Annotated in this window: 9 protein-coding genes; all 9 read left to right on the plus strand. The window is 57.2% G+C overall.

What is annotated here, in order from left to right:
* The first annotated feature begins 596 nt into the window (after positions 1-596).
* The 9 genes from E4S61_RS18350 to E4S61_RS18390 all read left to right on the plus strand — a co-directional run bounded on the left by E4S61_RS18350 (position 597) and on the right by E4S61_RS18390 (position 12,599).
* Positions 597-899, plus strand: coding sequence for a pilin (locus tag E4S61_RS18350; RefSeq protein WP_135305401.1), 303 nt, complete (start codon positions 597-599; stop codon positions 897-899).
* Positions 900-1,198: 299 nt separating this feature from the next.
* On the plus strand, positions 1,199-2,767 hold the full coding sequence (locus E4S61_RS18355) for a hypothetical protein (RefSeq protein ID WP_135305402.1): 1,569 nt from the start codon (positions 1,199-1,201) through the stop codon (positions 2,765-2,767).
* Between the two features lie 74 nt (positions 2,768-2,841).
* A complete protein-coding gene (locus E4S61_RS18360) occupies positions 2,842-3,645 on the plus strand; it encodes a hypothetical protein (RefSeq protein WP_135305403.1) in 804 nt (267 codons plus the stop codon).
* An 81-nt stretch (positions 3,646-3,726) separates the two neighbouring features.
* Positions 3,727-5,310, plus strand: a complete 1,584-nt coding sequence (locus E4S61_RS18365) for a hypothetical protein (RefSeq protein WP_135305404.1) — start codon at positions 3,727-3,729, stop codon at positions 5,308-5,310.
* Positions 5,303-8,656, plus strand: a complete 3,354-nt coding sequence (locus E4S61_RS18370) for a VirB4 family type IV secretion system protein (protein ID WP_135305405.1) — start codon at positions 5,303-5,305, stop codon at positions 8,654-8,656. Before E4S61_RS18365 ends, E4S61_RS18370 begins: the two co-directional genes overlap by 8 nt.
* Positions 8,649-9,026: a hypothetical protein gene (locus tag E4S61_RS18375; RefSeq protein WP_135305406.1), complete on the plus strand. Its 378-nt coding sequence runs from the start codon at positions 8,649-8,651 to the stop codon at positions 9,024-9,026. The genes E4S61_RS18370 and E4S61_RS18375 overlap by 8 nt, the downstream gene beginning before the upstream one ends.
* Positions 9,026-9,487, plus strand: a complete 462-nt coding sequence (locus E4S61_RS18380) for a hypothetical protein (protein WP_135305407.1) — start codon at positions 9,026-9,028, stop codon at positions 9,485-9,487. The genes E4S61_RS18375 and E4S61_RS18380 overlap by 1 nt, the downstream gene beginning before the upstream one ends.
* Positions 9,484-10,071 (plus strand): relaxase/mobilization nuclease domain-containing protein, encoded by a 588-nt coding sequence (locus E4S61_RS18385; protein ID WP_135305408.1) that lies wholly within the window; start codon positions 9,484-9,486, stop codon positions 10,069-10,071. The genes E4S61_RS18380 and E4S61_RS18385 overlap by 4 nt, the downstream gene beginning before the upstream one ends.
* The gene (locus E4S61_RS18390) at positions 10,071-12,599 is read left to right on the plus strand and encodes a type IV secretory system conjugative DNA transfer family protein (protein WP_135305409.1); all 2,529 of its coding nucleotides are present in this window, start codon (positions 10,071-10,073) and stop codon (positions 12,597-12,599) included. Before E4S61_RS18385 ends, E4S61_RS18390 begins: the two co-directional genes overlap by 1 nt.
* The last annotated feature ends 1,044 nt before the right edge of the window (positions 12,600-13,643 follow it).

Below are 13,643 nucleotides of genomic sequence, written 5' to 3' on the forward strand. Positions count from 1 at the left end.
CACGTCTTGAGTTAGACTTCACTAGTAGTGAGAGCGGCTTGGTGTGTGGGAGAATTATAGGATAAAAATACATTCTAAAGCGGACTGATTGCTAAGGGAGTAATCTAAATGAAACTAGTGTCGCGTCTACGAACCACGGCTTTCTGGTCACCAGGGAATATCCGTATTCGCTCTACCCCCTAAAGGGGAGTAGAGCTAATATGGGCTTGAACCAATGTCACTCGGTACATTTTTTACCCATCCACTTGTAAATCTCACTGAGATTGGAGTTGATTTCACAATAATTGAGCCATCAAAATTCAAATAAATCTGACATCGGTTTAGACGAGATCGCCTCCACGGTGACTGGGTGCGTGTGACGCGGCCCGCTCGTGGGGGTAATCAGGGTCTCCAGTAGTATCGCCAGCCAACCAGAGCAATCAGTAGCAAACCCCAATATGAGTATCAAACCGACCTCAGCGAATGACTCGCCCTCTAATCAGCGCCGAACTTTCCGTACCCGTATTCGGGCGGTACTGTTCACCGCACTCGGCAACCCCCGGTTTCGGTCGCTTCTCCAGCTGTCGCTTATTACTGTTCTCTTTAGTGGGTCGGCGATGGCCCAGACAGATGTCGGCTCGGTGTACTGTGGGACGGCTGTCGAGACTGCAATTAGTGTTGTCTTCGGCGCATTTGCGGCGTTGGGACTGCCAGCAGCGATGATCTTCACTGGTCGGAGTGGGCTTTCGTACATGCGCTCAACCGGAAACCCGAATCAGCAAAACGAGGCGCGGCGAGATCTGATTCTCTCGATGACCGGATTGGGGATTGTGTTCCTGGCTCTGATGGCGCCGGAGATCATCAACAAGTTCGGTAGCGAGATCGGCTTCTCGTTCTCTGACTGCGTCAGCCCGTTCTAACGAGATTCCCCGATTCACCTCCTGAAATGTCGCTGCTACGCCGATTCGTCGTGATTGCGGTGGTCGCCAGCAGTTTGGTGACGCCAGCCGTCGCTGTCTCGCCACAGGTGACGGCAGCATCGGAATCAAGTTCGTCCGCAGGGAATTGGACGTCTCAAAGCGGCGGAGTGGGCGATCCGTGTGGTGTAGATGAGTCGGCTCGCTCGGAACGGCCGGGGACGAGGCCGCCAAACTACACCCACACGTTCGATTCGTCGGCATTTCGGGCGTATTGGTCAGGTGACTCGGACTATGCGGACGTGAGTAACGAATCAGCTGACTCGTCGACAAGCCCGGCCGGCCACATCGCCTGCTCAGGAGACGTGACGTTCCGCGAACCCCCGGCAGTCGAAGCGTGGAACGACCGCGAGCTCGAACGGTACAATAACAGTAGTTGGTCGCGGTACCCAGCGCGGGTCGACTCGAACGATGGCCTCGTGGCAAACACATCGTACGTTGAGATATTCTCGACCAACCCGTCGACGGTCGTCCACACCGAGACAGGGACAACGCAGTACGTCCGTCCGAACGGGACGGTTCGCACGGTTGGCAGCTATAATGGTTCAGCACTTGGCTGTGCGAACACGAGCGACTTCTGCGTTCTCGAGTCAGTGAGCGTCAACGAGGTTGGCCTGTACGCTAACGGAACGCGACAAGACACTGCGGCCTCGCCGACTGCGGAACTCCAGTACCGGAATCTCACCGGGCCGACGACGCTGACTGTCCGGCTGTCGCTCTCGGTGACGGTGAATCAAACAACCGTCACTGGCGACAGCAACATCACGACATACAATCGCACGCTACGCGATTCGCGGCAGGTTACTGCCTACGAAGTGACGCCGTCGGATGTCGAGGTGTCGTTGGCAAATCATCGCAATAGTACGGGTGCAAGCCTCGCGGTGCCGAAGTTGTGGCGGAGTGTGACGTTCAAGACGGGCGATGTGGTGTATAGTCGCTGGCGGTTCTACACACGAAGTCCGCCGGGCTGGGAGCGCTGGAATACGTCCTCGGGAACGAACGTCTCGTCGGCCCAGCGGATTCGCCCGTTGCAAGTTCACGCCATCCCGGCACGGCAGGGACCGCTGGCGAATCTTGACCAGCACTCCCTCGCCGGGGATGCACAGTTCTTCCAGTTGGGTGACGACTACGACCGCATCCAGCTGGAGTTCGTCGTGTCTTATCGAAACGGAACGACGGCGAACAAGTCTCAGCTACCAGTGGAGGTCCAACTGACCCAGTCTCGCACCCATACTCGAACGGAGCGGTTCACGCTTCGAGCGAACGACACGCATCCGCTGAGTGACTATCGGTCGCCGACGGTGCATGGAATCGTTCGCGGAGAGAAGACCGAAAGTCGACTCTCGACGACGGCTGTCGTCGATGCCTACCCGGCTAACATGAGTGCGACGGTGGTCAACAGGACCACGAACGGAACGACGCTGGCGGTGACTGTGCGCTCAACCCGTGGGCATCCCGTGGATTTCGGGAACGTGACTGTGGTCGCTCGCAACAGCACGCGGATACACACGCTTGCTCCCGACGAACGTGGGGTGTTCAATATCACGGTGCCGGAGCGGGCTCTCGACCGGGTGACGCTGACCTACAGCCCGAAGTACTACTGGTGGGAGCAGGGCAATCCGGTAGTCAGCGATATCGTCGCGACCGAGCGGACGACGACTGTGGAATGGCTTGATGCGGGCCATCCGAAGTTCGTTGATATCGCGAATTTAGTGGTCGTGACCATACTGTGGTTCCTGCCGCTGGGGCTGTTGCTGTACGGTTTCGACGTCTGGACGAACGGACGGTTACTTGGAGTGTACTCATCATGACAGACAAGAATTCTCAATCGGCAGTATCGAATTGCATCGACCGACGGGGCCTCCTGAGCGCAGTCGGAGGTGGGATGGCAACGTTCGCCGGATGCAGCAGTATCGGTGGCTCGTCGAACGGGACCGCTTCGGGACCGACGGCGACCAAGAGTCCAAGTTCGCAGTCAGATGCGTTGAAATCGCTCACATTCGAGCCCAAACCCAAGACAAGCCCCCGGGTAATGGCACATGTCGAGTTGGCGGCGGATTCGCGGATCACGCAGATCGGACTGATAAACGGGATGGGAAACGAGGTCCATCGGGCGTTTATCTCCGCCCGTGAGACAGTCGCTAGTTTTCTCGTTGCCCGGATTGGCGATGACCCTTCCGAGCGAATTACGCGAGGCGAGAATACGCTGGTTCTCGTCGGCGAGGAAACAGATGTCGAGATTCCAGTGACGTACTCGGCATCGTTGGAACTTCAGGAAGTCATTGGTCCCGACGAATCCGATGGGTTTCCGCCGTCACATCGTCGAAATCGAAGGCATATCGGACTCATTGTAGAAAACACCGGGCAGCACGCCGATATTGCTCAGAAAGTCGTCTCGGAAGATGGTCCACATACGGAAGCCTTCGACAAGACCACTCTAGAGTATGATCTTGATTCGATGATTAAACCGGGAGAGAGAAAGCTTCTTCCAGTTCGCAACTACCTGGCGGAGTTATTCGATTGTTCAGAAAGCTATACTCGAGAGGCTAGTATGACGCTACAATCGGCATTTAGTGAACAGGTTCCTTTCACGCAAACATTCAGCTATAACCCGGCTGAGAACTCCTGTAGTCTCTCGCTGAAGGGAAACTATACTGTTGTCGAACAGACGGAGACGAAAACTCCCTAAGCAATGCAGAGTCAACCTCCAACACCGACTCCAACCCCAGGACAGGGAGCTGGAGGGTCCGCTGGACAGTTCAGTGGTGACGTGCCTACGTTCACCGAACTGGTTTTTCGGGCATTGATAGAGTTCTTGAAGATGTTTCCGACTGCCTTCGAGAGTTGGTTCAAAGAAAATGTACTGGATGTACTCGTCCAGCCTCTCGTTGGCACTCCAGCGCCCGTAGGGCCCGGAGCGGGCGGGCTGAATATGGCGTTCAACAGTGCCGTGAATAGCCCGTGGAGACCGCTGATCAACACACTCTATTTCGAGTATGTCGTCGGGCTGGCGTTTGGTGTCCAGATTATCGTCGTCGCCGTCGTGGGAGTGCGCTACAATGCGATCAATCCAGTCGTTCGAAAACGGATTGGACGTCGATTGGTGTTTGCGTTCCTTGCGCTCTTTTTCTGGCTCCCGATTGCGTCTCTTGCGTTGCAATTCTTCGATGTCATTGGTGAGACCGTCTCGACGTTCGCGAATGCGACTGAAGGCCAGATCGCCCAAGAACTGCTGGTCTTTGCGAAACTGTCTCTGTATAGTCCAGCAGTCTCATTCGTGTTGCTACTGGGCTTGCTCTATATCTATGCGAAAGTCCTCGTGGTATCGATTACCCGATGGATGGCGGTAATTCTCACTACGTTAGCGATGCCGCTGGTAGCGACGTTCTGGGCGTTAGAGGTCTGGCCGTTCAAAAGCTTCAGTGGCCTCTCGAAGCAGATTGCCGGGACGTATCCTGGTGCTATCGCGGCAAGTATTCCGACAGCGTTGCTCATCCGGATCTCGATTGAGATCAACGACTGGGGAATCCCCGGACTGGGGCTGTTCATTACTCCAATGGTGCTGTTGCTCTGTGCAAAGATCCAGAAGGCGATGCTCAAGAGGAGTAGCCCGACGTTGGTTAGTCTCAGCGATAAGATGATGGCAGCAGGGAAGAAGCCAGCCAAAGCTGCGGGGACTGTCGCAGGAGCAGGTGTGACCGCTGGAGCCTATCTAGCGGGCGGTCCGGCTGCTGCGGGGGCAGTTGAAGCTGGCAAAGGTGTGGCGAAGGGAAGTTCGCGAAGAGTGTTGAACGGCGCGCAGATGGTTCACCGAGGGAAATCTGGCTCGTCTGCAACCACGGCGGCGGGCACGTCGACGGGCCAACAGAGCGGGCAGACTCGAAGACAAGGAAGGGGTCCGTCGTCTTCGTCGTCGAAGAGGGGTGGATCATCTGGTGGGAGTACACCTAGCGGAGGACCCCCGCCCAGCGGTGGGAGCGGGGCTGGTAGTGCCAGCAGTTCAAGCGGTCTCGGACAGACTGTCGCTGTCCCATCTTCGTCTTCAACGCCAACGTCGAGTGGCAGTTCGAACAAACCGACTCGAACCGCGAAGAAGTCGGCCAGCGGCACAACGACAATTCCACCGACGAGCAGCAGTTCCGGCGGAGCAGCCACGAAACCGGTTCCGAACCGATCAGACACCAAAGTGTATCACCACGAAGAGGAATCGGCAGCGGACGGCGACCCGCCCGAGTTTGACTCGGTCGGTGAGCTGCTGCGCGAGCGGCTGAAGACCGATGAGGAACTCGGTCCCGATGCGTACCGCCTCGATGAGCAAGATCTGGCGATGGTCAAGGACAACAACGATGAGTAACTCGTCTAGCGAATTCAATACGAACATTATTCACGACGATCTCGGTGGCACCACCGAGTTCTGGGGACAGTACACGTTCGGTGAACTAGCGTTGTTCATCTTCCCTGTCTTTGGGTATCTCGCGCTCTTGGGCCTGCCGTTCGTCCCGGCTAGTTTCCTGCTGCCGGCGACTGGTCTGTTGATTGCGACCGAACTCCTCCTGTTCGGCCTGCATCGAGCGCGGCCCCGCTACTACCGACTAACTGAGTGGCTGGAGGTCCGCCTGCGGTGGGCGGTCAAGAAACCGGAGTACCTGTTCGGTGATGGCGCGCAGGATACGCGGACAGTCACGCGACTCGACCGCGTGCTTCCGCACGGCATCAAGCGCATCGACGGCACGCATCTCGGTGCTGTGCAGGTCACGCCCGCCAACATGGCGCTCAAAGATGGCAGCCAATGGGAGAAGGCCGTCAGTTCACTCACGGACTTAGCGAACTCCTTAGAGGGCGAGACGAACCTGTACGTCACCACCCGTGAAATTGACCGGGAAGTGCACGTCACCACCCATCAAGACCGTCTCGACGATGCCGACACCCAACGGCTGCCGATGCTCCGGGGTCTCTTGATGGAATGGCTCGACCGACACACGGATGACGAGAGCAATCCCGTCGGCGGGACCGAAATGGCGCGGGAGTATTACATCATCGTCTCGGTGACCGACGCCGACATAGACGACCTCGACCGTGAGTCAGCATCGCTCGTTGGCTCGCTGGATTCTGTGCCGGTCATCGGCCGTCTTGTCGAGATGATCTCCTCGGAGGGTCTCACCGAAAGCGAGCGAGATACCTACAAAGCGAAGAAATTGAAGGACAGAGTTGGGACGACGGCTCGTGCGATCAACAGCCTGTATCGTTGTAGTGGGGAGCCGGTGTCGCCACTTCGCCTTGCGACGCTCACAAAGGAGTATTGGGCATGTGAATCACAGTCGTTCGGCGACCTCGAAGAGACGACGGGCCTTTCGCCAGTTCATTACTCCCGGTCACAGGAAGCCGAGGCGCTGGACCGCGATATCGAAGATGTCGAAGACCTCGAAGATATCGAGATGCACGACTTTGACGACGACGATGTCGGGGAAGTGCCGCCGGCGTTCAGACAGCCCGGTGAGGAACAGCGGTCGTGGCTGGCGCCGTCGGCTATTGACTGGAACGAGGACTACACGGTCCTCGACAGTGAGACCTATGCTCGGACGTTCTGGATAGAAACCTTCCCCGAACACCCGACCAGTGGGATGCTTGAGCGACTGCTGCTAGACACCGACCTGAAAGCCGACGTCTCGATCCACATCAATCCATACGGGTCACAGGATGCTGTTTCGGTGATCTCCGAGTGGGTGTCTTCGCTGCGCGTGTTGCAGCAGGACGTCGGCGAACTGGACACGGAGGACCTCCAGCAGGATATCGAGCGGGCGAAGTACATCCGGCAGGCCGTTCGTCGGAACCACACGTCGCTGTATCAGGCTGGTGTGTTCATCCGTCTGACTGCCGACAGCAAAGAGGCCCTTCGTGAGCAGACCAACCAGTTAGAGACGCTGATGCGGGACTCGCCGGCGAACTGCTCGATCAAGCGAGCGACCCGCCGTCAGGAACAGGGATTAGCCACGGTCTCGCCACTAGGCGCGAACGAACTCGGGAACGAGCGATTGTCGTCGATGACTGGGGAAGCTCTCGGAGCGTTGTTCCCCTTCTCGTCGAACTACCTCCGGATGACTGGCGGAATTCGCTACGGTATCCACGACCACAACGACTCCTCAGTGCTGATTGACCCGTGGGACCTAGAGACAGGTCACTCGGAACTAGTGACGGGAATGCCCGGCGGCGGGAAGACCCACGGCACACAGGCTCGGGGCTTGCGGATGATGAAGAAGCGGTCAGACGTCAAGCAGGTCTTCATCGACCCGGTCGGGGATATGCGCGGCAGCGCTGAACTGCTGGATGCGAAGCGTATCACCGTCAGCGGGGACACGCCGCTGAATCCATGTGAGATGCATCCGACGCCCCAGCACGTTCTCGATGCCTCGCCGGACATGGAACCGGTTCGGGCGAAGATGGACGAAGTGTACGGGGTCATCATGAACTTCCTGACCTCGCGGGATATCGACCTCGAAATGCACAGCGGGCTGATTACGTTCCTGATTCAGACAACGTTCGAGCGGTCGGCCATCGACCCCGACGACCCGTCGACGCACACGCCGGCGAACTCGCCGACGATGCAGGACCTGCTCGACCTGATCGATGAGATTCAGGCTGACCCTGGAGTGTTCCCCGGCGCGGAGACCGCCAGCTCAAAGCAGAAGATTCGGCAGTACGCCGACGAGCTCTCGGTGGCGCTGCAGCCGTTCCGCCGAGGCAGTACCTACGGCAACCTCGCCGAAGAGTCAAACCTGAATCTGATCGATAACAATAGCAAAGCGGTGTATCTGGACCTCCAGCAAGTCGAGGGCTCTGGTGATGGACTGGGCAAGCAGTCGTTCATTATGCAGTTGCTGCTCTCGACGCTGTACCAGCAGGCCAAGAACATGGAAACGAAGGTGGAGGTGATCATCGACGAGGCCCACTATCTGTTCGCCGACGACGCGAACCTCGCCTTCCTCAATCAGATCGCTCGCCACCAACGTCACGCCGGGATTCGGCTGGTGATGCTCTCTCAGACGCTCAAAGAGTTCTACGATGGCGATGCTGCTGAGGAAATCGCGGGGATGTGTCCGATTATGGTCCATCATCGGGAGCCAGAACTGGACGAGCAGACGGCAAAGCGGGCGGGAATGACCCGCGAGCAGAAACACTATGTGAACAACGCGGAAGCCGGGAAAGAGACGGTCGGAAGCGAACACGGCTACAGCGAAGCGCTGGTCCGGGTCGACGAGCACGGCGACTACCCGGTCAAAGTTCGGACGTCGTGGGAAGAAAAGCGGGTCATCGATCTTGACCCGCACGAGCAAAATCCGCTAGACATCCTCGTCGAAGAGCAATCCGAGCAAGTCGAAGCATTCGAAGAGTTCCTCCGGACGGAGTCGATGAAGGGCGTGCTGGCCCATCATGGGCTGACGGTCGACCAGGCTGAACACGTCCTCGAAGGACTCTCTGCGGCGGAACTGGTCGAAGCGATGTCGACGGCACTGGATCAGGCGGCGGTTGAGAAGGCTGTCGAAACGACGGAGAACAGAGCGCCAACTGACGACGACTTTCAACCAGATACCATGTCTCGCGCTGAATCAGAATCACAGGTGCAACGCCAGTCAGATATGCCGTTCACGACGAATGGAGCCGACGGAGCACTCTACGAGAATAGGGGTGAGTCGGATGAGTGAGAACGTGACGTTCTACGCGCCGGATGAGCAAAAGGAGCTGATAGAGCGGATGGCCGACCGGCAAGGGATGAGTCTCTCAAAGTACTGCGTCGTCGCGCTGGACAAACAGATCGCTCGTGATGTACGCTCCGAGCGAGTCTCGGAAACCGGTCTCGAAGAGCAGTTGAATGACATGGAAGCGGCTATCTTGGATGAGGTAGAGGCCGCTCTGTCGCCCTCGACAGAGGAGGAAGTGCTACACGGTGTTGCGCTCTGGAATTTGATCGGTGGGGAATATCCAGGTGAGAAGCAAGCGGAGGCACTTTCGGAGGCGTCTGACCGGCTAGATACTGGGTTGGAGAAGCTACAGCGCCAGGAGGCGGATGACTGATGGTCGAAGACGCGCGCCTCCAGATTTACACGGACGAAGCACTCAACACGAAGCTCGACAAGCGTGCTGATTCCGCGGGGCTCTCGAAATCGAAGTACTGCGAACTGATCTTAAAGAACCACCACGGGATGGATTTAGATGGACGTCTCTCTCGGTACTCTGCCAATGATGATGTAGTCTCGACTATCGACAGGACGAGTACCGAAATTATCGCTGCGATTGAAGAGTTGAAGCAAGAAACGACGTCCGACGTGGAACATCTGCAGTCACTCCGAACGATGTACGTGCTGTCTCTGTGGGAACTGCTCAAAGAGGAGTACAGTCCCGAAAAGCGTGAGGCAGCGATTAAACGAGCGGCGCTCCAGATGGCCGATAGTCCTGTCACACAGACGAGTGATGGGAGGGAATCGGACAGAGAGGGCTCGTCGCCACTCGACTCGCTGCTCGCTGTTGACCGATGATATTGAAGACGGATTTCCAGCGGAGTGGCGCTGGGAAGCTACTGAAGTATATTCGCCGGGATCGAGAGCAAGATGCATCCCGAACAAAGGTTCCGCTCCGAGACCGGATCGGTCGTGAACTCGACGAAGAGCGAATCGAGCAGTTCATCGAGAAGAGTGAGAAGTTCGGGTTCCAGCGTCACCTCATCATTTCTCCGGACCCCGATGCCGACTTCACCGCGGAAGAAATCAGCGCCAAGACACGGAAGTTCATGTATCAAGGGTTCGGTGACCAGCCAACGACGGATTATGCGTACGCCGTCCACACTGATACGGAGATTCCACACTCTCACGTCGCTGCGACCGGGCATGAACCAGAACTGAAGATGGACGTCGACGACATCAAGCGCCTCCGTGACCGTGCAAAAGAATCATTTGACGAGCCTGAACGTCTCAAGGAGAAAGGCGCGGACAAGCACGCTGAACAGGCTGCTGAGAGTCCCGATGACGACCCGGAACAGACTCGGCCCCAGAAGGAGAAACTCGTGGAGGCAGCACAAATTGAGTCGGGTCCGGAGCGTGACTTCGACGCCGGTGGGTACTGATGGCAAACGATTCCCAATCGCCCAGAACAGCCCCGGGTCAGAAGTCCGGCGAGATGCCGACGAGTCTGAAATACGATGGGCCGGCGATGCTGTTCTGGAGCGTGTTCATGCTCTTGGTCCCGCCGATGTGGATAGATAGCGACAAGCTACTCCACAGGCGCTTCTGGGCGTGGCGATACATCTACGCCGGGTTCGCCATCATCACGGGACTGCTCTTCGCTGAAGCGCTGCTCAGCGGCGATTTGCTGGTGTTGCTACTGGCTCCCTTTGCTCACCTCCTCGCGGCGGCGCTCGTCATCGGATTGTTCGCTGGATTCCAAGTGCCCGGCGTGGCTCCGCCTGTTGTCTCGTATGAGACTGGGGTAGCGATTTACGTTGGGGCGCTGGTGCTCATTGGCGTCGTCGACATCGCCCGTCGCACCTCACCTCGGTCACTCGCTCGAAACCCATGGGGCTGCGGGGACGACGAATTGGCGGTACCATACGAGACCGTCAAGACGAAAAACGACGCTGCGCCTTCACTCCCAACACTTAAAGAGGACGTCTCGACCGCCGTCCTTGGCGAAACGGGGAGCGGGAAATCCTCGGCTATGCAACTCTTGGCCTACCAGTTCCCGTACAATCGGGATACGGCTATTATCGCCCACGACGCTGGCGAAGAGTTCCAGCAGTTCTACGCCGACCTCGGCTTCGACGTCAAGCGTGTCGGGATTGACGGGGATGTTACCTGGAACCTCTTTCGGGATGCCGATTCCCGACGGGACTTTCGGGAGATCGCAGCTGCGGTGTTTGGGAATCCATCTGGACACAACCCATTCCATACGCCAGCCAAGCAGGTGTTCGAGGATATGCTGCGCTATCTCCACTTGGAAGCCCAGCGAAACAACCGTCGGGAGAACCTCTCGCACATGGATATCGTCTCGCTGCTCGAAGAGGGGCGAGCTGGTATCTACGACGCACTCGACAGCTACGACCAACTCGAATCCGGACACTTAGACACCGAACAAGGGAAAGCTGCCCAGAACGTCTACCAGACGCTCGTCGAGTACACCCGGCCTATTTTCGTCGAGGACTTCGCCGAACACGGCTCGTTCTCACTGCGAGAGTACATCGAGAACCCCGATGGTCGGGTTCTTATCGTCGATTCGAGGCCCTCTCGGATGGCGACGCTCGGCCCGATGTTCCAGCTGCTGTTGGATTGGTCGATTCGCTTCGCGATGGAGTCACCCAATCCGACGGTCCACGTCCTTGACGAAATTGACCAACTCCCGCCGCTCGGTCAGATTACGAACCTCACAGCGCGTGGTCGCAAGGAGAAAGCGCGGGCATTGATCGGCGTCCAGACCATCGGCCAACTCTCAGATACCTACAGCGATATCTCGGGGATTCTGGGCAACTGCCCGCAAGGCCTGTACTTCGGGCCGGGTGACTCCCAGTCGACGGAGTTCATCCGCAACGAACTCGGTGAGCGGCGAGTGCTAGACCGACGCGAAACCCACTCGCTGTCGCGGCAGTCTGGGTCTCATTCGCATCGGTCTCAAGCGCGGGAAAGCTACCAAGAGACCGAGAAAGCACCCATCACATCCGGTCAGCTCCGAGACTTCGAGCCCGGCGAGTGTATCACGGTAACACGAACGGACTGGTGGTACGGACAAACTCACCAACTGCACGAAGTTCGTTCTGGACTACCTGAACGCGGGGCGGAGTCGCCGGGAACGCCGCGACAGGCAGACTCCGACGGAGACATCACCGAAACGGATAGCTGGATGGCGATACTTCGACACTACACTGGACGTATCGGGCAGTCCAACAGCGATGGGACGGAGCAACGAACCGATGCTGAGACCGACCCAGATGTGTGGGCTGCCGATGACGTCGACGAGACTCCGTCGATCACCTACAGCGACCGTCGATGGCAGGATGCACTCTCTCGCCTCGATGTCGAAGCAGGTCCAGTCACGCGAGGCCAGAACGTCGACGCGCTCTCAGACCTCGGGGCGATGCTCGACCGGCGCGCGCTCGACCTCCCTCCGGGAGCAGGAACGACGCTCGAAATTCGAGAGATGCTTACCGACCTTTATGTCGAGACTGGACTGACACCGACTGAGGTCCTCGCTGCTGTCGAGAAACGAACGACTGTCCTCCGGATGAGTGAGACGTTCCGCGATGACTATCGGTCCGTTGCGAAGGACGCCACCCCTACCATTGAATCATCTGATACGGACGATGAGATGGACGTCCCTGAAACCCTGTTCGAAGAGCAGCTGGACACCCAACCGACTGCTGAAAGTGACGGGGAACCAGCGCTGGAAGATGACGGTGAACCCAGGAATGATACGGATTCTGATATAGATTCAGCTGCCGAAACGTCGCCGCAATCTCCCGAAGACAACGCGGACGACACAGTCACTGATACTAGCACCGATGACCACCCCGAGAACGCTTCTCCAACTGCTTCATCCTCCGCCGAATCTGAAGCGGAGTCCGAGAGTGACGGCGACGATTTCGACGCAGCGGACTTCATGTAGTTCGGCCCTTCGACTGACTCACTTTTCGCTCGTTGTCGCTTCGAATCCCATACTAACACACCCAGCGCATGACAGTGGACAGATCCTCTTTGGTATCTTAGAATCCTAACTATTCTATCCCCCGCCTCGGTTCGTTCCCGCTCTATTGCTCGCTCCACTTCTGAGTGGCCGCTACCCAGCGCGAAAATACCTAAAACTCTCAGTAAAGTCATTTCTTCATATGTATTCTGGTCTAAAATAGCAGTACGGCACGCATCTGACTTGATTTTTAATAGGACTATATTGCCGTAACTCCCCAAAATCGCAGGACATCGGTGGGGTAGTGTTACGACCACTTTAACCGTTTTACTTGCCCCACAAATTCGGGGTATCTGCGCGATAGTAGCCAAGATAACATATCGAACTTTCGAGAGTTTTGTTGAGGGCTGTCGCCAGACGATTCACCCCCCGTTATCGATTTGTATTGGGCCGGCACTGGACCTCTCAGATTACAGAAAGAAGGACACCAGACATCACTGTACTCAACCGGGAAGCCTCTCGCCAGTTGGACTGCCCCACTGGCGTCGATACTGGGAACCCCTTCCCCCCAGCTGGCTGGCAGACCCACGCGTGTCCCACTTCGCTCGATCCCAAAACGATGCTGACCCTCACCGTATTACCGACTGCACTGTGCAGCGAAAATCTAGTCTCACATCCCCAGTCTTGGAGCTGGCGTCGGCACGCTCGTAGAGTGCTCTCACCACGAGTTCGCAGATACTTCTTGCCATCGAATTACCGAAACTCTAACAGTTCATTCAGACTCACGGGAATACTTCTTGAGTCGTGATTGTCTGAGTCCTTTCGTGCCGCTGTGTGCTTTGGTGAGTCCCTCACTCATCATCAAATGCGGATCATGCCAGCTACCCAGCGATGCGAGACGAAATCTAACCAACAATAGAGAGTAAAAAACGATTTTGTTGGTTAGCGATGGCTGCCTCTCTTAGCGAACTAGGCCTCGTCAATATTGATGTGGTGTGCATTCGAGCGCTCTGATCTGCTGGTAGC

The organism is Haloarcula amylovorans (genome assembly GCF_004681185.1).
Lineage (GTDB): Archaea > Halobacteriota > Halobacteria > Halobacteriales > Haloarculaceae > Haloarcula > Haloarcula amylovorans.

Excerpts from the sequence above, each read along its gene's own strand:
- E4S61_RS18350 (WP_135305401.1), top strand. The coding sequence starts at position 597 with ATGGCCCAGACAGATGTCGGCTCGGTGTACTGTGGGACGGCTGTCGAG.
- E4S61_RS18360 (WP_135305403.1), top strand. The coding sequence starts at position 2,842 with ATGGCAACGTTCGCCGGATGCAGCAGTATCGGTGGCTCGTCGAACGGG.
- E4S61_RS18370 (WP_135305405.1), top strand. The coding sequence starts at position 5,303 with ATGAGTAACTCGTCTAGCGAATTCAATACGAACATTATTCACGACGAT.
- E4S61_RS18375 (WP_135305406.1), top strand. The coding sequence starts at position 8,649 with ATGAGTGAGAACGTGACGTTCTACGCGCCGGATGAGCAAAAGGAGCTG.
- E4S61_RS18380 (WP_135305407.1), top strand. The coding sequence starts at position 9,026 with ATGGTCGAAGACGCGCGCCTCCAGATTTACACGGACGAAGCACTCAAC.
- E4S61_RS18385 (WP_135305408.1), top strand. The coding sequence starts at position 9,484 with ATGATATTGAAGACGGATTTCCAGCGGAGTGGCGCTGGGAAGCTACTG.
- E4S61_RS18390 (WP_135305409.1), top strand. The coding sequence starts at position 10,071 with ATGGCAAACGATTCCCAATCGCCCAGAACAGCCCCGGGTCAGAAGTCC.